Origin of the sequence: Sinorhizobium numidicum, assembly GCF_029892045.1 — a bacterium.
Lineage (GTDB): Bacteria > Pseudomonadota > Alphaproteobacteria > Rhizobiales > Rhizobiaceae > Sinorhizobium > Sinorhizobium numidicum.
Genome location: NZ_CP120367.1, coordinates 2,162,753 through 2,186,002, shown reverse-complemented (window position 1 = coordinate 2,186,002; position 23,250 = coordinate 2,162,753). Strand labels below are relative to the sequence as shown.

18 protein-coding genes are annotated in these 23,250 nt (G+C 61.7%); 6 read left to right on the top strand and 12 right to left on the bottom strand.

Translation table 11 applies throughout. The features are described 5' to 3' along the window. Positions 1-2: 2 nt before the first annotated feature. Positions 3-1,283 carry a 3-oxo-tetronate kinase gene (gene otnK, locus PYH37_RS10355; RefSeq protein WP_280731332.1) on the top strand — a complete coding sequence of 427 codons (1,281 nt, stop codon included), beginning with the start codon at positions 3-5 and terminating at the stop codon, positions 1,281-1,283. A gap of 66 nt (positions 1,284-1,349) precedes the next feature. Here the strand turns inward: otnK and PYH37_RS10350 are convergent, their stop codons facing one another. From PYH37_RS10350 to PYH37_RS10340, 3 genes are read right to left on the bottom strand one after another with little or no spacing between them, the layout of a single operon-like run. Continuing rightward, positions 1,350-2,318 carry a substrate-binding domain-containing protein gene (locus PYH37_RS10350; protein WP_280731331.1) on the bottom strand — a complete coding sequence of 323 codons (969 nt, stop codon included), beginning with the start codon at positions 2,316-2,318 and terminating at the stop codon, positions 1,350-1,352. Further along, positions 2,315-3,637, bottom strand: coding sequence for an ABC transporter permease (locus PYH37_RS10345; protein ID WP_280731330.1), 1,323 nt, complete (start codon positions 3,635-3,637; stop codon positions 2,315-2,317). The genes PYH37_RS10350 and PYH37_RS10345 overlap by 4 nt, the downstream gene beginning before the upstream one ends. Next, the gene (locus PYH37_RS10340) at positions 3,634-5,223 is read right to left on the bottom strand and encodes a sugar ABC transporter ATP-binding protein (protein ID WP_280731329.1); all 1,590 of its coding nucleotides are present in this window, start codon (positions 5,221-5,223) and stop codon (positions 3,634-3,636) included. The genes PYH37_RS10345 and PYH37_RS10340 overlap by 4 nt, the downstream gene beginning before the upstream one ends. Before the next feature lie 221 nt (positions 5,224-5,444). Here PYH37_RS10340 and PYH37_RS10335 point away from each other — a divergent pair, with 221 nt between their 5' ends. After that, the gene (locus PYH37_RS10335; RefSeq protein WP_280732470.1) at positions 5,445-6,461 is read left to right on the top strand and encodes a LacI family DNA-binding transcriptional regulator; all 1,017 of its coding nucleotides are present in this window, start codon (positions 5,445-5,447) and stop codon (positions 6,459-6,461) included. 145 nt (positions 6,462-6,606) lie between these two features. Here PYH37_RS10335 and PYH37_RS10325 read toward each other — a convergent pair whose 3' ends face one another. The 7 genes from PYH37_RS10325 to gcl all read right to left on the bottom strand — a co-directional run bounded on the left by PYH37_RS10325 (position 6,607) and on the right by gcl (position 13,896). Next, positions 6,607-7,182 (bottom strand): DUF1349 domain-containing protein, encoded by a 576-nt coding sequence (locus PYH37_RS10325; protein WP_280731328.1) that lies wholly within the window; start codon positions 7,180-7,182, stop codon positions 6,607-6,609. Between the two features lie 45 nt (positions 7,183-7,227). Further along, positions 7,228-8,163: a DUF930 domain-containing protein gene (locus PYH37_RS10320; RefSeq protein ID WP_280731327.1), complete on the bottom strand. Its 936-nt coding sequence runs from the start codon at positions 8,161-8,163 to the stop codon at positions 7,228-7,230. Positions 8,164-8,243: 80 nt separating this feature from the next. Beyond that, positions 8,244-8,735, bottom strand: a complete 492-nt coding sequence (locus tag PYH37_RS10315) for an ureidoglycolate lyase (protein WP_280732469.1) — start codon at positions 8,733-8,735, stop codon at positions 8,244-8,246. Positions 8,736-8,794: 59 nt separating this feature from the next. Further along, positions 8,795-10,063, bottom strand: coding sequence for a glycerate kinase type-2 family protein (locus PYH37_RS10310; RefSeq protein WP_280731326.1), 1,269 nt, complete (start codon positions 10,061-10,063; stop codon positions 8,795-8,797). A 151-nt stretch (positions 10,064-10,214) separates the two neighbouring features. Beyond that, positions 10,215-11,099, bottom strand: coding sequence for a 2-hydroxy-3-oxopropionate reductase (locus PYH37_RS10305; RefSeq protein ID WP_280731325.1), 885 nt, complete (start codon positions 11,097-11,099; stop codon positions 10,215-10,217). A 119-nt stretch (positions 11,100-11,218) separates the two neighbouring features. After that, on the bottom strand, positions 11,219-12,031 hold the full coding sequence (gene hyi, locus PYH37_RS10300) for a hydroxypyruvate isomerase (RefSeq protein ID WP_280731324.1): 813 nt from the start codon (positions 12,029-12,031) through the stop codon (positions 11,219-11,221). A gap of 80 nt (positions 12,032-12,111) precedes the next feature. Next, on the bottom strand, positions 12,112-13,896 hold the full coding sequence (gcl, locus tag PYH37_RS10295) for a glyoxylate carboligase (RefSeq protein WP_280731323.1): 1,785 nt from the start codon (positions 13,894-13,896) through the stop codon (positions 12,112-12,114). 173 nt (positions 13,897-14,069) lie between these two features. On the opposite strand from gcl, the gene PYH37_RS10290 reads away from it, so the two are divergent. Next, a complete protein-coding gene (locus PYH37_RS10290; protein ID WP_280731322.1) occupies positions 14,070-14,888 on the top strand; it encodes an IclR family transcriptional regulator in 819 nt (272 codons plus the stop codon). 57 nt (positions 14,889-14,945) lie between these two features. Here the strand turns inward: PYH37_RS10290 and PYH37_RS10285 are convergent, their stop codons facing one another. Together PYH37_RS10285 and PYH37_RS10280 are read right to left on the bottom strand one after the other, a co-directional pair. Further along, the gene (locus tag PYH37_RS10285) at positions 14,946-17,000 is read right to left on the bottom strand and encodes an SMc04171 family calcium-binding repeat protein (protein WP_280731321.1); all 2,055 of its coding nucleotides are present in this window, start codon (positions 16,998-17,000) and stop codon (positions 14,946-14,948) included. A gap of 230 nt (positions 17,001-17,230) precedes the next feature. Next, positions 17,231-18,106, bottom strand: a complete 876-nt coding sequence (locus tag PYH37_RS10280; RefSeq protein WP_280731320.1) for a LysR family transcriptional regulator — start codon at positions 18,104-18,106, stop codon at positions 17,231-17,233. Positions 18,107-18,352: 246 nt separating this feature from the next. Here PYH37_RS10280 and PYH37_RS10275 point away from each other — a divergent pair, with 246 nt between their 5' ends. The 3 genes from PYH37_RS10275 (at position 18,353) to ligD (ending at position 23,145) form a co-directional block, all read left to right on the top strand. Continuing rightward, entirely contained in the window at positions 18,353-19,705 is a 1,353-nt protein-coding gene (locus tag PYH37_RS10275; RefSeq protein WP_280731318.1) for a C4-dicarboxylate transporter DctA, read from the top strand. Between the two features lie 46 nt (positions 19,706-19,751). Then, a complete protein-coding gene (locus PYH37_RS10270) occupies positions 19,752-20,588 on the top strand; it encodes a bifunctional allantoicase/(S)-ureidoglycine aminohydrolase (protein WP_280731317.1) in 837 nt (278 codons plus the stop codon). A 97-nt stretch (positions 20,589-20,685) separates the two neighbouring features. Continuing rightward, positions 20,686-23,145 carry a DNA ligase D gene (ligD, locus tag PYH37_RS10265; RefSeq protein WP_280731316.1) on the top strand — a complete coding sequence of 820 codons (2,460 nt, stop codon included), beginning with the start codon at positions 20,686-20,688 and terminating at the stop codon, positions 23,143-23,145. Positions 23,146-23,250 lie beyond the last annotated feature (105 nt).

Below are 23,250 nucleotides of genomic sequence, written 5' to 3'. Positions count from 1 at the left end.
CGATGCCCATCTTGCTAGGATCGATCGCCGACGATTACACCGGCGCCTCCGACCTCGCCAACACGTTGACGAAAAACGGGCTCGCCACCGTACAGACGATCGGCATTCCCGATCCCTCTCTCGCACTGCCGGATGTCGACGCGGTGGTCGTCTCCTTGAAAATTCGTTCGGTCGCTGCCGACGAGGCCGTCGACGCGGCCACCAAGGCCGAAGAATGGCTACGCGGCCGCGGGGCGGGCCACGTGCTCTACAAGATCTGTTCGACCTTCGATTGCACCGATCAAGGCAACATCGGCCCGGTAACGGAGGCGCTGTGCCAGGCTGCAGGCGGCGCCACCGTGCTCGTCACCCCCGCTTTTCCCGAAACCGGACGCACCGTCTATCTCGGCCATCTTTTCGTCGCCGGTCAGCCGCTCAACGAAAGCCCACTGAAAGACCATCCGCTCAACCCGATGCACGATGCCAATCTGGTCCGCGTCATGGCCCGACAATCGCGCGGTGCCGTCGGGCTTATCGATTTGGCAACGGTGACGGCAGGACCGAGTGCGGTGAAGGCGCGGCTCGATGCGCTACGCGCCGCCGGCGTAAGCGCCGCGATCGCTGACGCAATCTTCGAGCGCGATCTCGAAACGCTGGGTGAAGTGGCACTGCAAACACCGGTATCCACCGGAGCGTCCGGCCTTGGCCTCGGTCTTGCACGCGCGCTCGCGCGATCAGGCCGCGCGTCGTCCGCAGGCGCCGGCACTACCGATGCCATGCGTCCCGTCGGAGGCCTCGCTGCGATCGTTGCCGGCAGCTGCTCGGCAGCGACGCTCAGGCAGCTCGACATCGCCGAGCAGTCTATGCCCGTTTTGCGACTGGACCCGGAAAAACTCCTGGCCGGATCTGACGAGATTGCCGCGGCGATTTCATGGGCTGGCGAGCGGATTTCCACCGGCCCGGTCGTTGTGGCCGCAAGCGCCTCACCCGAGGTGGTTTCGCGGCTGCAAGCGCGACATGGGCGGGAGGCGTCCGGTCACGCCATTGAATCCGCGACTGCGACCATCGCCAGTGAACTCGTGGCGCGAGGCGTCAGGCGCCTCGTCGTCGCAGGCGGCGAGACGTCCGGCGCGGCGGTCGACCGGCTTGCCATACCTGCTTTCCTGATCGGCCCGGAGATCGCGCCCGGCGTGCCGGTGCTCAGAACCATCGGCAATCCGCAGGGAGACATGCTGCTGGCACTGAAATCCGGCAACTTCGGCGGCGACGATTTCTTCACCGCAGCATTGGCGATGATGCGCTAACTCGTCGCAACGGCCGAGTGGGCGGCGGATGGTCCGCCAGATCCGCCACCCACCGGTTGGCTGATATTACAGACCCTTCTCCTTCAGGATCTCAGCGGCGTTCTCCTTGGTGACCTTCATCGTGTCGAGTGTGACGGTCTTCTCGACTTTTTCCCCATTCAGGAACTTGACCGCCTGACGCAAACCCTCGGCGCCGGGGGTCGCATAGAGGAAGGTCGCGGTCAGTTCGCCGTTGTTGACCCAGGTCACTCCTTCGTTCGGCAACGCGTCGATGCCGATGAACTTCATCTCCTTCTCGCGCCCGGCATCCTTTGCCGCCAGATAGGCGCCGTAGGCCATGGGATCGTTGTGGCCGTAGACCAGATCGATCTTCTCATTGTTGCGCAAGGCGGTCGCCATGATGTTGTAGGCCTGGTCCTGCTTCCAGTCACCGGACTGCTGATCGAGCAGATGCTTGATGCCTGGCTCCTTGTCGGTGAATTCGTGGAAACCGTCGTGACGGTCATGCGCAGGCTGGGTCCCCATGCCGCCCCATATCTCGACGATATTGCCCTGAGCCTTGCCCTTGCCGCCCAAAAGCTCCACAGCATACTCGCCGGCTGCCCGGCCGATCAGCTTGTTGTCGCCGCCGACGAACTGGGTGTACTGGTCGGTGTCGACGTTGCGGTCGAGGACGAAAACCGGGATCTTGGCGTCAATCGCCTGCTGGACGACGCCGGTAAGCCCGGCAGACTCCTTCGGCGACACAAGCAATGCATCGACCTCTTGGCGTATGAGGTTCTCGACGTCGGCTACCTGCTTCTCAGTCTTGTCCTCACCGTCCGTTATGATGAGCTCGACTTCCGGATGCTTTGCCGCTTCGGCGATAATGTCCTTGTTGAACTGGGCGCGCCAAGGCTCGATCGTTGTCGCCTGGCTGAAGCCGATACGCCATTTCTTCTCCTGGGCCATTACTTCCCCGGCGGGCAAAAGGGCGGTCGTTGTGGCAAGAACGGCAGCAACGGCGGTCAGTTTCATGATGTCACGGCGTTTCATTCTTCTTTTCCTCCCATTGTTAGAGACAAGGTCTCTCTTGACGGCCGCTTCTCGGCGGACGTTTCCCTCTCGGCCGCGCGGCGGCTTGTATGCGGCAGGCGCAAATGGGCGAGGATATCGTAGGCGTTGCGCTCCTGAACGAGCACCGTGCCGATGATGATCACGCCCTTCAGCACCAGCTGAAGATTGGAATTGATGTTGTGAAGCTGCAGGATGTTCGAGAGCAGGCCAAAGATCAGGACGCCGCAAAACGTACCGGCAAGGCTTCCACGCCCTCCCATCAGGCTCGTGCCGCCGATCACCACGGCGGCGATCGCATCGAGTTCCAGCCCCGCGCCCGCGTCCGGCTTCCCCTGGCGGTACTGCGCCACGTAGAGCACCGCGGCGATGCCAGCGAGCAGGCCCGAGATCGCATAGGTGGCGATCTTCACCCGCCCGGCATTGATGCCGGAGAGCCGCGCGGCCTCCTCATTTCCGCCGATCGCATAGACGTAGCGGCCGAAGGGCGTGAAGCGCAGCACCGCGCCGTAAATAAGGATTGCGGCGATGAAGAAGATGCCCGGCATCGGAACGATGCCGAACACAAGCTGACGAAGCATGTCGAAATCGGCGGTGGCGTTGCTGCCGGTATAGACCGGCAGGACTGCGTTGTTCTGGCCGGCGGTGAGGCGGGCGATCCCGAGCGCGGTTACCATCATCGCAAGGGTGACGATGAAGGGCTGGAGTCTCCCGACAACGATGATCGCGCCGTTGATTGCTCCGAAGAGCAAGCCCACTGCAGGTGCCACGAGCAGCACGCCGAGAACGCCGAATTTCGTCTGCACCTGCGGCAGCAGGAAACTCAAGACCAGCACGCAGAGGCCGACACCCGCAAGGGCCGGCAAGACGGTGCCACGTGTGCGATCGAGATGCACGTCGCGAATACTGTTTTCGCCCGCCCGCGATTTTTCGATGTTGAGAAAGGCGAAGCGCACGGCAACCGCACCGATGAGAAGCGACGCGAGCCCGACGGCGGGAAGGCCGAGGAATACCGCCGGCGTCTCGCCGGGGACGGTCAGCAGCATGGCACAGACGACACTGCAGATTGCCATCAGCGAGCCGACGGAGAGGTCGATGCCGCCGGTGAGAATGACGGCCGTCATGCCGGTGGCGACCAACCCGGTGGTCGAGACCTGCCGCAACACGTCGAGCAGGTTTCCGGACGACAAGAAAATGTTCCTGCCCGACGACGTCATCGGCGAGGAGAGAACGCCGATCAGAAAGATGGCGATCAGCCCCCAATAGAGTTTGGTGCGCGAGAGAGCTTTCAATAATGTCATGCAACGGCCTTTCCACGCGCGCTGCCCCGCGGAGCGGCAAGTTGCATGATACGCTCCTCGCTCGCCTCCTCACGGGAGATAAGTCCGGTCTGCCGCCCCTCGGCCATCACGAGAATACGATCCGCGAGATGCAACAGCTCCGGCAATTCGGAACTCACCACGACGATTGCCAAGCCTTCGCCGGCGAGCTTGAAAATAAGATCGTAGATCTCGCGCTTCGCGCCGACATCGATGCCGCGTGTCGGTTCATCGAGAAGGAGGACGCGCGGACCGGTGGCCAACCATTTGCCGATCACTACCTTCTGCTGATTGCCACCCGAGAGCGTTCCGGTCTGCTGATCGGTGCCCCCGCAACGCACCCCGAGCATCTCGACGGCCTTTCTTGCAAGGGAACTCTCCGCGTCGAAGGAACGCAAGCCGAAGCGAGCGATCCGGTTGACCAGCGGCAAGGCGACGTTGTCCGTAATCGAATCATGAAGATGCAAACCCTTCGTCTTACGATCCTCCGTCACCAGCGCAATGCCGAGCCGGCGCGCATCGAGCGGGGAACGGATGTCGACCGGTACGCCGTTGAGACGTATCTCGCCGCCACGACGGCCCTCGCTCGAGCCGAAGATCGTCTCCAGGATTTCCGTGCGCCCCGCCCCGAGCAACCCGCCGATGCCGAGGATTTCCCCTGCACGAACGTCGAAGCTGACGCCCTTCAAAACGTCGCGCCAGCCATGCCGCGCAGCCGTCGAAAGCGAAAGGTCTTTGACGGAAAGGACGGCCTCGCCACCCGGTGAGCGCCCCGGCCGCTCCACGTCGAGGAGGTTGCGGCCGACCATCGCTGCAATAACGGCGTCTTCATCGAGATCGGCAATTGGGCGGGTCCAGACATGCTTGCCGTCGCGAAAGACCGTAATCCGGTCACTGAGATGCATCACCTCGTCGATCCGGTGGGAAATGTAGACGATACCGACGCCATCGCCGGCGAGTTGCCGCATGATCTTGAAAAGCCGTTGGCATTCGCCGGGCGAAAGTGCCGAGGTCGGCTCGTCCATGATCAGAATGCGGGCCTGAAGCGACAGGGCCTTGGCGATCTCGACGAGCTGCTGCTCGCCCACTCTCAGTTGACTGACGCGCGCTTCGGGGTCGAGTTCAATGCCAAGACGATTGAGCAGCAAACGCGCCGCATGGAGGCTCGCCTTGCGGTCCAGGAAAAGCCCGGCGATCACCCGCTCGCGACCGAGAAAGATGTTATCGGCAATGCTGAGCTCCGGAACGAGATTGAGCTCCTGATGAATGATGGCAATCCCGGCCGCCTCGGCGTCGCGAACGTTCGAGAAGTAGACCGGTCCTCCATCGACACGGACGGTCCCGTCGTAGTCGGTATAGACGCCCGAGAGAATCTTCATCAGCGTTGACTTGCCGGCACCGTTTTCGCCCATCAGCGCATGGATTTCGCCGGCGCGCAGATCGAACCGTACCTCTTTCAGCGCAGCGATGCCGCCGAAGGACTTGGAAATCGCTTCGGCCGTCAGGATCGCGCGCCCGTCGGCCGCAACAAAGGCTTGATGAGATGACGTCGGAATATCATCGCGCATGATATTGGCGGCCTCCCTACCACCGACATCTGACGATAATTCTTTGTTTTGGGCACCCTATTCGAAACGTTTAGAGCATGTCAAGCTGTGAAACGCCCTGCCTTTCCAGCCTTATTGCCTAATCTCTTTCGTTCAAATAGAGTTTGGCATGGAATTCATCGAAACGTTTTGACACGGAAATGCAGAAGCGTCGAACCTCACGTAAATCCAGTGCACCGACGATGCTCGACGTCGCCAAGGCGGCCAGCGTTTCGGTGGCCACGGTTTCGGCCGTGATCAATGGCTCGGCGCCCGTCAGCCCCGAACTGCGCGGCCGCATCGAGCAGGCGATCCAACTGATTGGCTACAAACGCAATGCGATCGCCCGCAGTCTCAAACTCGGCACCACGCGCACGGTAGGCCTGATGGTCGCCGACATTACCAACCCCTTTTTCACCGATGTTGTGGCGGTAATTCAGGACGTACTCCACCGCGCCGGCTACGCGGTGATGCTCTGCTGCAATGACGAAGACGTTGCCATGCAGGACGAGCAGATCGCGCTTCTGATCGATCGAAGCGTGGACGGGCTGATCGTCGCGCCCGCAGGCGATGACGAAACGCTGAAGCGAATACTTGCCAGTGCCAATCTGCCGACGGTGCTGATCGATAGGCTCTGTGACGGTATCCACACCGATGCGGTCGTGCTCGACAACCGCCGCGCCGTTTTGGACGCGACGGTTTATATGCTTGGCCTAGGACATCGGCGCATCGGCTATATTTCCGGATCGCTCGATACCTCGACCGGACGTGAGCGTCTTTCCGGCTACAGGGCGGCCCTCGAAGCGACAGGATTGCCTTACGAGGAAGATCTAGTGCGGATCGGCAATTTCCGCGAGAAGGACGCCTACACGGCGACGATGCAACTGCTCACCAGCGCGAAACGGCCGACCGCGATTTTCTCCGCCAACAATCTGATGGTCATCGGCGTGATGAAGGCGATCCGCGATATCGGCCTGCGCTGCCCCGACGACGTATCCGTCGCGAGCTTCGATGACTTCCCTTGGGCCGATGTCTTTCAGCCGCACCTGACGACGATCGCCCAGCCGGTCCAGGCGATCGGTGAGCAGGCAGCGCAACTCATCCTCGACCGCCTTTCGGGAAGAAGCTCCGAGGCACCACGCAAGCTCGTGCTCCAGGGACGCCTGATGATCCGGGAGTCCTGCCGACCTATAAGCCTCACGCCGCGCGCAATCGCCTAGGGCGCGGGCTCATTAATGCGTAGCCGCAGCCGGATTGATGCAAGCTGACGCGCCCTGACAATGGACGTATCGATCATCTGCACCGCCGCATCATGTCCGGCGGTTCGTGCGTTCATGACCCTGTCCCAGACGGACGTGGTGGCGCTCAATCTTCGTGCAGCGCACGGGCAATCGGCGGACCGACCGTGATATCGTGGAAGCTCGCTTCGAACCCCGCGCGCTCCGGCGAGCACGCCATGACGCCGACTTCGGCATCGGCTGCGGAAAACGGGCAGAGACGCGCCATCTGCCACCGGCCCTCTCCGAATCGGAACTGGACCCGCACCGCATCGCCATGCCGCGTCAGACGCACCTGAAGGGGATCGGCGGCACGAGCGTCGGGAAGCGGGATGACCGACCAATCCGAAAGGCCGCGCGTAACGACCACGCTGAAGTGCATCAGCCCGTCGGTATATTCGATGCCGCACTTGATCCAGTTGCGCTCATCAAGCCGCAGCATCAATCCGGCCTGATCATAGAGCTCTTCATAGGCACCGGTAACTGTCGCCGAGGCGGTGAAATCTCCGGAGACCGGTTGAAGATAGGCGTGGCCGCTGTCGCGGACGAAGCCGTAGAAGGTTTCTCGCCAGAAATCGGTATTGCGATCGGTCTTCAGCGACAAGGCGCTTCGATCGCCCCGCCAGCTTGCCGGTTCGTTCAGCCAACGATGCTCTACTTCCATTCCATCCTCCGCTCTGATGTATAGGCAATTTATGGTCTGGCCGCGCTAGTTGGTCGGTAATCGCCGCGCGTTCCACTGGTCGCTCGGCACGAGGTTGCCGATTGCGAAGCTGAAGGATACGACCGATAGCTTGTCGGTATCGACTTCGCATCTGAAGTCGATGTCGTACCATTTCGCCTGGCTGCGGAACGCACCGCCGTTGGCCTTGAGCGCGGACTTCGAGATGAACCCGCCCGAGGGACCGTAGGGGACAAGCATGTCCGGATAGGCACCGGGTCTTTGGCGGCGAACCTGCTCCAGCGCCTCGATGCTGCACAACTGAAGGATGCGCTTTTTAGGCGGAAGCTGGCCGATTGCCTGCCTCACATGCGGATCGGACAAGCTGTCTTCTGAATAGAGCTCTCGCGCAGCCACGAGTTCGCTCGATTGCCGCTCGAGTTTGACGCCGGCAGGTTCCGGCGCGTTGTCCATCTTCTCCACCTTAGGGAGCGGCTTTTTGTCGCCGGCGCTTGCTTCTCGCAACGCTGACGCCGCATCGGAGGATTTCTCGACTGATGGCGCCTTGTCTGTTTGCTCCGTGTCCGCGCGCAGTTCCGCGAGTGCCGGTCTTGCATCACCGGCCGTCTGCGACGGCTGCGGAGGCGAAGTCTCAGAGGGCCGCGCGCCTTCAATTCCCTTCGGCGCGGCCGGGGGCAATTGCGGCGCGGGCTTTTCCCTGTTGGGCTTGGCAGAGGCGGATTCGAGCGCCTGCGGCTGGGAGCGAGGCCGCTCGGCCGTTGATTTGTCCCGCTTTTGCGGTGGCCGCTCCTCTGGCTTCGGCGGCGGCACGAGCTCGACGTTGATATTTCGCTCTTCCGGCGGTCTAGGGGGTTCTTCGGGCAACCGAAACAGCAACAGGAATGCGATCGCGAGATGCAGGGCAACCGACGTTGGCAGGCCCCACCGGGTTTCCCCCCATAGCTCTCTGGCGAATAGTTGCATTGCTCAAAAGATGTCGGACCGCATGGGCGGAACCTAAGAGCTTGAGCGGCTCGCCACAAGTACCGATGCGAATATTGCAATCACGCGTAGCTGACCAGATACGGCATATTGAAGAAGTATTCCTCTAGGTTTGATCCGCTGCCACCGCGATCGATAACCACAAAATCGGAAACGGAATGAAGGGGCGTGAGGATCCCGTGCCAGACGTTTCGCGCGATGTTCACGCCTTGGCCCGGCGCTGTTTCGAGGGCGATCGGTTCTCCCGGCCTGCCACCTTCGTCCGGTGCGACAACGACGAGAAATGAGTTTTCAGTCAACGGTATGAAAGCCTGGCTGCCGAAGGGGTGACGCTCGACCATCGTCAACTTCAGCGGAATCTCATAGGGCTCGCCGCGAAGCAGGCTGACAAGAGTGCGCGCTTCCGGCCCGCTGGTCTCCACCTTCGCCAGATCGTGATAGCGGATGCATTTGCCACCGTTGATCGCGAAGCTCTTTGCCTCGTCCAGTTCGATGACATCGCCAAAGGGCGAAAAATCGGTGCGCGAAAGGGGTCGGATCGATAGGGGCTTCATCGCTTCTGCTTTCTTAGTCAGCTCTACTCTCATCTTCTGCTTCGGCGGTATGGGCTTGTTCATTGGATCAGCATCGCCCGGAAGTCATTGACGTTGGTGCCGGTCGGTCCGGGCTTGAAGAGATCGCCGAGCGCATCGAACGCCGCCCAGCTATCGTTGCGCTCAAGCAGCCTTGCGGCGTCCAGCCGCCGTTGAAGAAGGCGGGCGATCGTCGTCTCGTCCGCGAAGGCGCCGGCATTGTCTTCAGAGCCGTCGATCCCGTCTGTATCGGCGGCAAGCGCGGAAATCCCGCCGACCCCGTCTATGCCGAGCGCGAGCGACAGCAGGAACTCGCTGTTGCGGCCGCCGCGACCCTGGCCCCTAACTGTCACAGTGGTCTCCCCGCCCGAAAGCACGACGACCGGTTTCTTGAATGGTCGGCTATGCATGGCCACCTCGCGGGCGATCGCGGCATGGACCAGCCCGACATCGCGCGCCTCCCCTTCGATCGCATCCGAGAGAATGATCGCTTCGATTCCGGCCTGACGAACCTTGGCGGCGGCAGCCTCCAGAGAAACGCGTGCCGATGCGATCAGCCGCACTTCGTTTTGGGCAAAGCGGGGGTCGGAAGGCTTTGGCGCGTTCGCCGCATCCGTTTCCAGCCACTGGACAACATTTTCCGGCAGTGTCAGCCGGTAGCGCTCGATGATCTTCAAGGCGTCCTCGCGGTTCATCGTATCGGCAATCGTCGGGCCGGAGGCGACTAGCGCCGGATCGTCGCCGGGAATGTCCGAGACGATGAAGGAGACGACTTTTGCTGGATGGGCCGCGGCGGCCAAGCGTCCGCCCTTGATGGTCGAGACGTGTTTACGCACAGCATTCATCGCGCGGATCGGCGCGCCCGACGCAAGCAGGGCGCGGTTGACGGCGATCTCATCATCGAGCAACAGGCCCGGTGGTGGCGCGGGCAGAAGCGCCGAGCCACCGCCGCAGATAAGCGCGATGACGAGATCATCCGCTGTCAAACCGCTGACTTCAGCGAGAAGACGCCTCGAAGCCCGCAATCCGCTCTCGTCGGGCAGTGGATGCGAGGCTTCGAGTACCTCGATACGCTCGCACCGGACGCCAAAGCTGTAGCGGGTGACGACGGCACCGCTGAGCGGCCCCGGCCACAGCTTTTCGAAAGCGCGCGCCATCTGCGCTGCCCCCTTGCCCGCGCCGACGACGACGGTGCGTCCCTTCGGCTTTTCAGGCAGATTGGAGGCGATGGCGCGCGCGGGATCTGCCGCCGCGACCGCCGAATTGAATAGCGTTTCGAGAAAGGCGCGCGGCTCGGCAATCACTGCCATGTTGGGGCTCCTCCCCTGGATCGGAAATGCGGGCGATTGAAGGGCTGCACTTGCCGCACCTCTTCCCCTCGCCGCTTAAGTATCGGGCGGCGGCTCCTCCCCGCCGCCCGCCGGCATCCACTTTCGATCGGAAAGCGTATGCTCTGGATGCTCATGCCACCTGGTGGTTCGCCATCCGCTCGAGTGCACGAACGAGACCGGAATGATCGAGGCCGGCGTCGCCATTGGCGGCGCAATTGTTGAAGAGCTCCTGGGTAGCCGCCGTGTTCGGCAACGAGATGCCGAGGCTTTTTGCTGCCTGCAGCGCTAGATTGAGATCCTTCTGGTGCAGCGAAATACGGAAGCCCGGCTCGAAGGTCCGCTTTATCATGCGCTCGCCATGCACTTCGAGAATGCGCGAGGAAGCAAAGCCGCCCATCAGCGCCTCGCGAACCCGCGCGGGATCGGCCCCCGCCTTCGACGCGAACACCAGCGCCTCGGAAACCGCCTCGATCGTCAGTGCCACGATGATCTGGTTGGCGACCTTGGTTACCTGCCCGTCGCCGCAAACGCCGACGAGCGTGATGTTCTTGCCCATCAACTTGAAGAGCGGCAGGGCGCGCTCGAAGGATTCCTGCGTGCCGCCGGCCATGATGCTGAGTGAGGCGTTCTTGGCGCCGACTTCGCCGCCGGAGACAGGCGCGTCCATATATTCGGCGCCGGTTTCGCGGACCTTCTTGGCAAATTCCTTCGTCTCGATCGGCGAGATCGAACTCATGTCGATGACGAGCTTGCCCGTGCCGAGACCGTAGAAGACGCCGTTTTCGCCAAAGAGGACATCCTTCACCTCCGGCGTGTCCGGCAGCATCAGGATGATCGTGTCAACGGTCTCGGCGAGCGCCTTCGGCGTCTCGACGATTTCCAGGCCGTTATCGACAAGTTCCTGGCGCGGAGGATGAACGAATTTCGAGGTGATGACCGTGTGGCCGGCATCCTGCAGATGGCGCGCCATCGGCGTGCCCATGATGCCCAGTCCAATGAAACCGATTGTTGCCATCGTCTTTAGCTCCTGATTTTAATGACATCTGCGGGTTGCCGGCGCTTGTTTTCGGCCCTCGATCACGATGATTTGGGTCGGATCGACCCAAATCGTGAAACGTGATCGATTCTAAAAAGTTAGAGCGGGATGCGGGCCGAAAACCGAGCACACTTTTCCTCATCCCGCTCTAGCCAGCCAAGCCCCTCTGCCGTGGTCGTGCGCGGCTTGTATTCGCAACCGATCCAGCCGTCGTAGCCGGCGGCTTCCAGTGCGTCGAAGACGAAGGGATAGTTGATCTCGCCAGTGCCCGGCTCGTTGCGGCCGGGATTGTCGGCAAGCTGCACGTGGGCGATTTGCGTGCGGTAGCGCTGATAGGTGCCGATCAGTTCTCCCCGCGTGCGCTGCTGGTGGTAGAGGTCGTACTGGATGAACAGGTTGTCGCTGCCGACCTCCTCGATGATCGCGGCCGCCTGCTCAACGGTGTTGAGGTAGAAACCGGGAATATCGAAGCGGTTGATCGGCTCGACCAGCAGGCGAATGCCTTGCTTGCCGAGTTCGGCGGCGGCGAGCTTCAGATTGGCGACCAGCGTCGTGCGCAGCACGCTGTCGGAGACGCCGTCCGGGGCGATACCGACGAGGCAGTTGACCTGCTTGCATTCGAGCGCGGTCGCGTAGTCGATGGCGCTCGCCACCCCCTTTCGGAATTCATCGATCCGGTCCGGCAGGATGGCGATGCCCCGTTCGCCGCGCGCCCAGTCGCCGGCAGGCAGATTGTGCAGCACCTGGACGAGACCGTTGCGATCGAGTGCGGCGCGCAGCGCCATTTTCTCGAATTCATAGGGAAAGAGATACTCCACTCCTTCGAAACCGGCATTGGCGGCGAGCGAAAAGCGATCGAGGAACGGCGCCTCGTTGAACAGCATGGTCAGGTTGGCCGCAAATTTCGGCATGCGGGCTACTCCTCTTAGAAATTGGAGCGGATGCGGGCGGAAAACCGCGTACAGTTTTCCTCACCCCGCTCTGATGGTTTTCAGTCGAGCAGGGCGGCAATCGAGGTCGGTGCGTCCTCGCCGCGTTCGGCGAGTTCCTCGAACTCGACGACGGCGTTGATGTCAGCGCCCATGGCGACGTTGGTGACGCGCTCCAGAATGAACTCGATGACGACCGGCACGTGGTGTTCATCCATCAAAGCCTGCGCCCGCTCGAAGGCACCGGCGAACTCGTTTGGGCTCTTCACCCGGATCGCCTTGCAGCCGAGCCCCTCCGCAACGGCGACGTGATCGACGCCGTAGCCCTTTTCCGCGTCGCCACTCGCATTGATGTTGTCGAAGGCGAGGCTCACCTCGAAGTCCATGTCGAAGCCGCGCTGCGCCTGGCGAATAAGGCCGAGGTAGGAATTGTTCACGACGACATGCAGGTAAGGCAGCTTGTGCTGCGCTCCGACGGCAAGTTCCTCGATCAGGAACTGGAAGTCGTAGTCACCGGAAAGCGCGACGATCGGCCGGCTGGGATCGGCCGCACGGACGCCGAGCGCTGCCGGCAGCGTCCAGCCGAGCGGGCCGGCCTGGCCGCAATTGATCCAGTTGCGCGGCTTATAGACGTGCAGGAACTGCGCGCCGGCGATCTGGCTGAGGCCGATGGTCGAGACGTAGCAAGTGTCACGGCCGAAGGCCTTGTTCATCTCCTCGTAGACGCGTTGCGGTTTGAGCGGCGTCTGCTCGAAATGGGTCTTGCGCAGCATGGTGCGTTTGCGCTCGCGGCACTCCTCCGCCCAAGCAGACCAGTCGCGCAGCTTGCCGGCGGTCTTCCACTCGGTCGCGACATCGAGGAAGAGTTTGAGCGCGGCGCCGGCGTCCGAGACTATGCCGAAATCCGGTGCGAAAACGCGGCCGATCTGCGTCGGTTCGATGTCGACATGGATGAATTTGCGGCCTTCCGTATAGGTCGGAATATTGCCGGTGTGGCGGTTGGCCCAGCGGTTGCCAATGCCGAAGACGAAATCGGAGGCGAGCATCGTTGCATTGCCGTAGCGCTGTGAGGTCTGCAGCCCGCACATGCCGGCCATCAGCGGGTGGTCGTCCGGGATCGTGCCCCAGCCCATCAGGGTCGGGATGACCGGAACGCCAGTGATCTCGGCGAACTCGACCAGAAGGTCCGAGGCATCCGCATTGATGATGCCGCCGCCCGCGACGATCAGCGGCCGTTCCGCCGCATTCAGCATCGCGATCGCCTTCTCGGCTTGAGCGCGGGTTGCGGCGGGCTTGTAGGGGTCAAGCGGCATATAGATGTCCGGATCGAACTCGATCTCGGCAAGCTGAACATCGACCGGCAGATCGATGAGAACGGGGCCGGGCCGGCCCGAGCGCATCAGATGGAAGGCCTTCTGAAAGACGAAGGGAACGAGCGCCGGCTCCATGACGGTGACCGCCCATTTGGTGACAGGCGCGGCAATGGCGGCGATGTCGACTGCCTGGAAATCCTCCTTGTCGAGGCGCGCCCTCGGCGCCTGGCCAGTGATGCAGAGGATCGGGATCGAATCGGCCGAAGCCGAGTAGAGGCCGGTGATCATGTCCGTGCCGGCCGGACCCGACGTACCTATGCAGACGCCGACATTGCCGTGCTTCGCCCGTGTGTAGCCTTCCGCCATGTGCGAGGCGCCTTCAACGTGGCGCGCCAGAATGTGGCGGACCGATCCGCGCGCCCTGAGCGCCGAATAGAGCGGATTGATCGCAGCTCCCGGCACGCCGAAGGCGCAATCGACCCCTTCCCTCTCCAGAACATGAACCGCTGCATCGACAGCACGCATCTTGGCCATGGAAGCTCCTCCTATTTATTGGAAACGTAATCCATTATTCTCCCCCGTCAACAAAAAAATGGAATTAATTATCATTATATGGAAATTCTGGCGCCAGCCTTGGTATGTGCCACTGGTCAAAGCCGCGCGTCGCGGCTATGGCATAGCCAGAGAAATCGAGAGGTTGGGCGATCGTGGAGCAGACAAAGGGCAAGAGAGGCCGCAAGGCGGGAACCAATTCGACGCCTTCGTCCGTCCAGGTGCTCGACCGCAGCCTGTCGCTCTTCAGCCTGGTGGCGGAGCGAGACGGGTCGACATTGACGGACCTGGCGGATCAGACCGGGCTTGCGCCTTCGACCATCCACCGTCTTTTGAACTCGCTTTCCAGCCACGGCATGGTCGCGCATGATCCCGACACGGGCGAATGGACCATCGGGGTCAAAGCATTCGAGATCGGCAATGCCTTCCTGCGCTTTCGCAAGCTCGGCACGATCAGCCGGCCCTTCCTGAAGCGGCTGATGGATGAAAGCGGCGAGACCGCCAATATCGGCATCGAGGATGATGGCGACGTCGTGTTCATCTCGCAGGTCGAAAGCCATGCGCCGATGCGGGCATTCTTCCGTCCGGGACGCCGCGGCCCGATCCACGCCTCCGGCATCGGCAAGGCGATCCTTTCGACCTGGTCGGATACGGAGATCGCCAAGATGCTCGGCGGCAAGACGTTGACGCGCTTCACCGGCCGCACGCTCGATATGCTGCCGGCGCTGATCAAGAATATCCAGGAGACGCGCTATCGCGGCTGGTCAATCGACGACGAGGAGCACACGCTCGGCATGCGCTGCGTTGCCGCTCCGTTGTTCAACGAATATGGCGAGGCGATCGGCGGCATCTCGATCTCCGGCCCGACGGTCCGCATCGACGACGAGAGGTTGAAAACACTCGGCCCTCTCGTCCGCCGAACCGCGGACGAGCTGACACGCGCGATCGGCGGCCACAGGCCGGGGGAGAACTAGGCGAGGCCCGGCGATCCGGTCCGCGCAAAGCCGCTCAGCAGATAGCGCCCGCCGGATTCAGGCAATGTCGAAGACCACGTCGTTGGCCGAGACAGCCGCAAGCGAAACACCTTCTATCAGTAGGCCGTACGTGTCGGAGCCGTTGAAGGCGACGTAAACGCCGGCCGCCGTTTCGGTCGAGGCTGCAAGAAAACCGGCGTAATCGTGAATGCCGGTATTGTTCTCAGCGGCGGAAGAGAACGCGATCACGTCGCCGCTCCCGGTGTCGAAGTCGAGGATGCGGTCGATGCCCTGTTGATCGGGGCTTTCAGTGGACCAGAGAAACGTGTCCTTGCCGCTGCCGCCGACCAAGATGTCGACACCATTGCCGCCGCTCAACAGGTCATCCTGCGGGCCGCCGTCGAGAAAATCCTCGCCATCGCCGCCGAACAGCCGGTCATCGTCCGAATAGCCCCGTAGCTCATCGTTTCCGCCACGACCTTCGAGAAGATCGTTGCCGCTGAGCGCATAGAAGGCATCGTCGCCGTCGGCACCCCGCAACACATCGTTCTGAATCCCGGTCGTGACTCTGAAGTCCTCGATGTCGGCAAAGGTCAATCCGGTCCCGGTCGCTCCGCGCATCGCGTCGAAATCGGTCGCATCCGGAAGCGCGCCAAGGCTCAACTGGAGCAGGTCGCGCCCTTCGCCGCCATCGACTTCTCCCCTGAAGTAGGCGTTAAACGTGTCGTTGCCGGCGCCACCAAGCATAAGCGATCCTTCGCCCAGACTGCCACCGCCGGGAGTGGCATCCCTGAACCAGTCGTCGCCAGCGCCGCCCTCGAGGACGTCCCTGCCGCCATTGTTGGCGAGCGTGTCCATGCCGTCACCGCCAAAGGCCACGTCGTTGCCGACGCCGGTCGTTATCGTGTCGTTTCCTCCGCCGCCATCGATGCGGTCGTTACCGCCTTCTCCATGGAGGGAGTCGCGGCCGGCTCCGCCTACGAGGCGGTCGTCGCCAGCGCCGGCGTACACCACAGCATAGGTGAGATTGCCGGCGATCACCGTGTCGTTGCCGCCGCCGAGCGCGACGCTCGCCTGCTCGATGCCGCGGAAGACCGTGCCTGTGGATGCGGTTCCGGCAGAAAAATCGATGGTGGCGTCGCTCGTGCGCACCCTTTCCTCGATCCGCAACCAATCCTGGCCAAGCCCGCCGTCGATCTCGGCGGAATAGAGCGTCGTCGTGATGCTGTCGTTGCCGGCGCCGCCGAAAAGGCGGTTGGCGCCGCGCCCGTCGACGATCATGTCGTCCCCCGCCGCGGCATCGACGACGTCGTTGCCGACTTCCGTCCGGATGACGTCGGCAAGGATGCTTCCCTGGATACGGTCGTTTCCGCTTCCCGTCGTCAATACGACCCGCTCGATATCGTAGTGCCGGAAGAAAAGATGCCGCTCGTCGGGCGTCTGGTATCCGAGGATGCCGTGACCGTTCTCGCCGTTGAACACCACCTGATCCGAAGCCGCGGAGAGATCGATGACCAGCGTATCGTCTCCGCTGCCGCCGAGAACGGTGCTGCCCGTACCGACGAGGACGAAACGGTCGTTTCCCTCGCCGCCGTCGAGACGGTCGTGGCCGCCCGTATTCGTGATGATATCCTGCCCGGCTCCCGCTTCGACTACGTCATCGCCGGCTCCGGTCGAGATCCTGTCGCTCGCCGCGGTTCCCGTGATGCGGTCATCGCCGCTTCCCGCCACGAGCCTCAGCCATTCTATATCGTGGAAGAAGATGTGCCGCTCGTTCGCGCTCTGATATCCGATGATGCCGTGACCGCTTTCCCCGTTGAACACCAGCCGACCGGACGTCATGGAGAGATCGATGATCAGCCCATCGTAGCCGACACCTCCGGTGATGGCACCGCCGGTGCCGATAAGAAAGATCTGGTCGTCACCTGCGCCCCCATCGAGACGGTCGTAGCCGCTCGAACTCGTGAGGATGTCGCTTTCGGCGCCGCCGTCCACGAAATCGTCGCCGCCACCCGCGTCGATGTTGTCGCCACCGGGAAGGCCCCAGATGTAGTCGGTTTCCTCGGAGCCTCGCAACGTATCATTACCATACCAACCTACGATCGTCGCCATGTTGCCATCCTCCGCAGTCGGCTTGGGACACCAATAGTCTTTCTATATTTCCACTAAGACTTTATCGTTATTGTGAACGTACACATACCAGATGTGAGGGGCAACCCATGAATAATTTAGATATTATCTGTGATTTATTTCAAGAATTGTATTAGTTATGATTTAATAAATACATTGGAGAACCAGGAGTTTCTGCTTTCAAGCAGGCTACGGGGCGTCACGCGCGGCAATCATTTGAACGCGCTTTGCGTGGCCTCGAGAAAGCTCGCGACAACGGGGCCGGGGTTCGGCCGATGGATGACGTAGACATCGGCCTCCGGGGCAGGGTCGGCGAGCGGGCGATAGATGACGCCCGGACGCGAGAGGTTCCGGATGCATTCCGGAACGAGCGCCACGCCGAGACCCGCCGCCACCAGGCTGGTCAGGGAATAGGACTCCACCACCTCGTTAGTGATGTTCGGGACGAAGCCTGCCCCAACGCAGCAATCGTGCAGATAGCGCGCAAACCGGGAGTCGGCCAATCTGAGAAAGACGAAGCTTTCTTGTCGCAGAGCACCGAGCTCAACTGTTTCCAAGCGTGCCATTGGATGATGCTCGGGCAAAGCGACGCCGACTTTTTCATGCCAGGCAATCCTGCCGACAAGCTCGGCATTGTGGCGGGGCTTGCGCACGAAGCTTAGGTCGGTGCGGTGCGTGAGCAGCGCCATCTCCTGTGCCTGCGGGTCCATTTCGTGGATGCGGACGAAAACCGCCGGCCAACGATCTCTGAACCGCGCGATCAGCGTCGACAATTGCCCGAGGAGAACCGATCCGGTCGTCCCGATGTTGAGCATGCCGACCTGGCCGGACCCGATGGCGCGGGCCTGATTGGTGGCGTGATCCACCTGCCCGAGGATCATCCGGGCCTGGTCGAGAAAATTGGCGCCGGCCTCGGTGAGCTCGACATGCCGGCTCGAGCGCTCAAACAGACGCGTGCCAACCTCTTCCTCCAGATCCTTGATCTGCTGGCTCAAAGGCGGTTGCGAAATGTTCAAGCTTCTTGCCGCAGCCGTAAAACTCGCCGCCTCAGCGACAGCGATAAAATATCGCAGATGCCGTAGCTCCATTGCGACCTCTCCAGGAACAAGGATCGATATGACATACGTCTTGATCAAGTCAAACAATATATTGGACATATGGCGCGCCTTTTGTTCCCATCGCGTATGGCTGGGCCAGGCGGCGCACGAGGAGGTGCACCGGGTTGGACGGCCCAATCCATGAGCGGGAGGCGGCGCAAGCCGCACACGAGCTTCAGCGCTAGCCGTTGCTAAGTCGCGGCGCCGGGGGCTAACAGCGTTTCTGGGAGGAAGCACATGTCGAAGTTTAGCAGATCCTTGTTCGGACAAGTCATCATCGCGCTCGTCCTCGGTATCCTCGTCGGAGTTTTCTGGCCCCAGTTTGCAGCACAGTTGAAACCGCTCGGCGACGGCTTCATCAAATTGATCAAAATGGTGATTGCGCCTCTCGTCTTCGGCGTGGTCGTCCACGGCATAGTCGGCGCCGGAGACTTGAAAAAGGTCGGGCGGGTCGGCCTGAAATCGCTCATCTACTTCGAGGCCGTAACGACCCTGGCGCTCCTGCTCGGGCTCGTTGCCGCCTACATGTTCGGCCCCGGACACGGGATGAACGTCGATCCGGCGACGCTCGATGCAAACGCGTTGAGTTCCTACACGGAAAAGGTTCCCCAGGTTACGAGCACGGTCGACTTCCTGATGCGCATCATTCCGACGACGATCGTAGATGCTTTCGCCAAGGGCGATGTTTTGCAAGTGCTGCTGTTCGCGGTCCTGTTCGGATCGGGCCTTGCCCTCATCGGTGAGCGCGGCAGGCAGGTCGCCGGTGTGATCGATGAGACGACGCAGGTGCTGTTCAAGGTGATCGGCTTCATCGTCCGGCTGGCACCGATCGGCGTCTTCGGCGCGATTGCCTACACCGTCGGAAAATACGGCATCGGCTCGCTGCAGCAGCTCGGCTATCTGGTCGTTCTGCTCTACGCGACGATCATCGTTTTCGTGTTCGGCGTCCTTGGCCTTATCATGAGGATCGCCGGGTTCAGCATCTTCAAGTTTCTTGGCTACTTGCGCGAAGAATTGATGATCGTGCTCGCGACGGCCTCCTCGGACAGCGTCCTTCCGCAAGTCATGCGCAAGCTCGAACGCCTCGGCATCAAGGATTCGACGGTCGGCCTCGTCATCCCCACCGGCTATTCGTTCAATCTCGACGCCTTCTCCATCTACCTGACCCTCGCTGCCGTATTTATTGCCCAGGCAACCAATACGCCGCTCGCATCGGGCGACCTGTTGTTGATCCTCGGTGTGGCATTGCTCACCTCGAAAGGCGCGCATGGTATTCCGGGTTCGGCGATCGTCGTGCTTGCGGCAACGCTCTCGGCCATTCCGGTCATTCCGGCAATCGGACTTGTGCTGGTGCTGTCGGTCGACTGGTTCATCGGCATTGCCCGCGCACTCGGGAACCTGATAGGCAATTGTGTGGCCGCAGTGGTCATCGCAGTGTGGGAGGACGATATCGATCGAGAGCAGGCGCACCGTGTGCTTAACGGCGACGCACGCGGCGAGCCCTCGCCGGTGTTCCACGCACCTGCAACGGACATCGGCGATGTCGCCGTGCCGGCTTCCGCCGTCGCGCATCCCATCAGCACGCCGTAAGAACGGAAAACCGGCTTCGAACAGACACTTCACTAGGTAACGAGAGATGCAGAGCAACTACTATTTTCCGAAAGGCGGCCATCCGCCACAATCGAACCTCTTGACGGACCGGGCGATCTTCACCGAGGCCTATGCGATCCTTCCCAAAGGCGTGATGCGCGATATCGTCACGAGTTACCTGCCGCATTGGACGAACACGCGGCTCTGGGTCCTGTCGCGGCCGCTGTCGGGCTTCGCCGAAACATTCTCGCAGTACATCATGGAGGTGGGACCTTCAGGAGGAAGCGAGCGGCCAGAGACCGATCCGGGCGCCGAGGCCGTGCTGTTCGTGGTCGACGGCGAGTTTCACCTGACGATCGGCGGGAAATCGCATCTGATGCAGCCCGGAGGATACGCCTTCATTCCGCCCGGCGCCGAATGGAGCCTCCGCAACGATGCATCGATGCCGACGCGGTTTCACTGGTTCCGCAAGGCCTATGAGAAGGTCGACGGGATTCCCGTCCCCGAGCCGATCATCACGAACGAACGAGAGATAGCGCCTACGCCAATGCCGGAAACGGATGGGCGGTGGCTGACGACCCGTTTCGTCGACCCTCTCGATATGCGCCACGACATGCATGTAACGATCGTCACATTCGAACCGGGCGCCGTTATTCCTTTCATGGAAACCCACGTGATGGAGCATGGCCTTTACGTCCTCGAAGGTAAGGCGGTGTATCGCCTCAACGCGGATTGGGTTGAGGTCGAAGCCGGCGACTATATGTGGCTGCGCGCCTTCTGTCCGCAGGCCTGCTATGCCGGCGGTCCGGGCAAGTTCCGCTATCTTCTCTACAAGGACGTCAACCGCCACATGGCCCTCGGCGGATCGGGCCGGTTCGCGTGAGGCGGCTCGCGCGATATCCTTTCCAGCCGGGCAGTATCAGCCCGGCTTGCACAACGCCGTATTGCGGGTTGCGTGGATAGGCCATAGCTTTGAATGCATGGCGACATCGAAGCTGCAGGACTATCGCAAGAAACGCGACTTTTCGAAGACGCCCGAGCCGGCCGGAAACCTTGCCGGTGACGGCAATCGCTTTGTCGTGCACAAGCATCATGCGACGGCGGACCATTATGATCTGAGATTGCAGGTCGGCGGCGTCTTGAAAAGCTGGGCCGTGCCAAGAGGGCCGTCTCTCAACCCCGCTGACAAACGACTGGCGGTGCAGACCGAGGACCATCCGCTCGAATATATCGACTTCGAAGGCGTCATTCCCGAGGGCGAATATGGCGGCGGGCCGATGATCGTCTGGGACACCGGCGTCTGGGCGCCGATGGACGATGTCGAAGAGAGCCTCAGGAAAGGCGCCTTCAAGTTTCGCCTGGCCGGCGAGAAGCTCAACGGCGGTTGGATGCTGGCACGGCTGAAGGCCAGGCCCGGCGAGGAGGATCAGCGCAACTGGCTGCTGTTCAAGGAACGCGATCTTGCCGCCGACGCGACCATCGACATCCTCGCCGAGCGTCCGGAAAGTGTCAAATCCGGTCGACGGATCGAGGAGCTTGTCGAAAAGCCGAAACCGCCTGCCAAGCCGGTCAAGCTCAATCCCGGTGCGCTGCCGGGCGCCGTGAGAGCGCCGGCGCCGGCCCGCATCGAGCCGCAGCTCGCATCCCAGACGGATATTCCGCCCGGCGGCACCGCAACAGGCGAGGTCTGGCTGCACGAAATCAAGTTCGACGGCTACCGCACCATGGCGCATATATCTGGCGATGAGGTGCGCCTCATCACCCGCGGCGGCTTGGACTGGACGAAGCGTTACGGCGACCTGCCTGCGGCCTTCCGGCGGCTGACGAGCCGCGATGCCATCATCGATGGCGAGATCGTCGTTCCAGACGACAGGGGAATCAGCCGGTTTTCCCTGCTGCAGGACGCGCTTGCCGAGGGTGCTGGCAACAAGCTGGTGTTCTATGCCTTCGATCTCCTGCATCTCGACGGCTGGAGCCTTATGGACGTCCCGCTCGAAAAGCGTAAGTCGCTGCTCGCGCAACTGCTGGCAGGATACACATCCGCGCGCTCCGCCATCCAGTTCAGTGATCATGTCCCTGGCGACGGACGCGGACTCTACGAACGCGCTTCGGAAATGGGGCTTGAGGGGATCGTCTCGAAGCGCGCTTCGGCCCCGTACCGCAGCGGCCGTTCGAAGACCTGGACCAAGACCAAGGCGTTGCTGCCGGGTGATTTCGTGATCGCCGGTTATACCACGTCCGAGGCAGCGGGAGGACTTGCGGCACTTGCGCTCGGCGAATGGGTTGACGGCGAACTGCATTATCGCGGCAAAGTCGGAACGGGCTTCGATGCCGCAATGCTCAAGGAATTGCTCGCCCGGCTGGAGCCTCTGCGCGCCGGGGCAGCCAAGCTCGAAGGTGCTCCGAAGGAGATCATCTGGGTCCGGCCGGTGCTGACGGCGCATATTCACTACGCCAACCGCACCGCCGACAATATGTTGCGCCACGCCGTATTCAAGGGGCTTCGCGATGTCGAACTCTCCACGCCGGTCTCAAGCCAGCGGAAGCGATTGATCTCGGACGCGGACCTTGCCGGAATCTCGATCACCAATCCGACGCGCCGGCTATTCGGCAAGTCCGGACCGACCAAGCTCGACATCGCAGTCTACTATGCCCTCGTCGGCGACTTCATGCTGCCGCATATTCTCGGCCGCCCGGTCTCGCTGGTGCGTTGCCCGACGGGAAGGCCTCAGGATTGCTTCTTCCAGCGTCACCCCTTTACTGGCATGCCCTCTTCGGTGGAAACCTTCCAATCTACCAACTCAGAAGGAGAGACGAAGTCCTATCTCTCCGTAGAAGGCGCAAAGGGATATCTGGCACTGGCACAGTTCGGAGTTGTCGAATTTCATACCTGGGGGACGACGCGAAAGCAGCTTGAAAAACCCGATCGCATCGTCTTCGATCTCGATCCCGGCGAGCGGGTCGGCTGGCGGGAGGTGGTCGAGGCAGCGGTTCACATCAGGGCCGAGCTCGAAGCGCTGGGCCTCGTTCCCTTCGTCAAGACGTCGGGCGGCAAGGGCATTCATGTCGTCGTGCCGATCAAGCCGAAGCTCGACTGGAAGAAGCTGCATCGGGCGACAAGCGATATTGCCACCCGCCTGGCGGCGAGCGCCCCTGACAGCTTCACGACGACGATGGGCAAGGAGAACCGCATAGGCCGGATTTTCATCGATTTCCACCGCAACGCCCGCGGACACACGTCGGCGGCACCCTATTCGCTTCGTGCGCGCACCAATCTACCGGCCTCCACCCCTGTGAGCTGGGCCGATCTCGAAACTATCGACGCTCCGGAGGATTTGAACTATTCTTCGCTGCCAGGCCTCCTGGCCACGTCCGGCGATCCCTGGTCCGATATGGGCGAATTCGCCAGGGATTTGCCGCTGTTGTCTAGAGCGGGATGAGAAAAAGTGTACGGTTTTCTGCCCGCATGCCGCTCTAACTTGTTGGAATCGATCACGTTTATGATTTTGGGTCGACTAACCTGAAATCATCGTGATCTAGGGCGG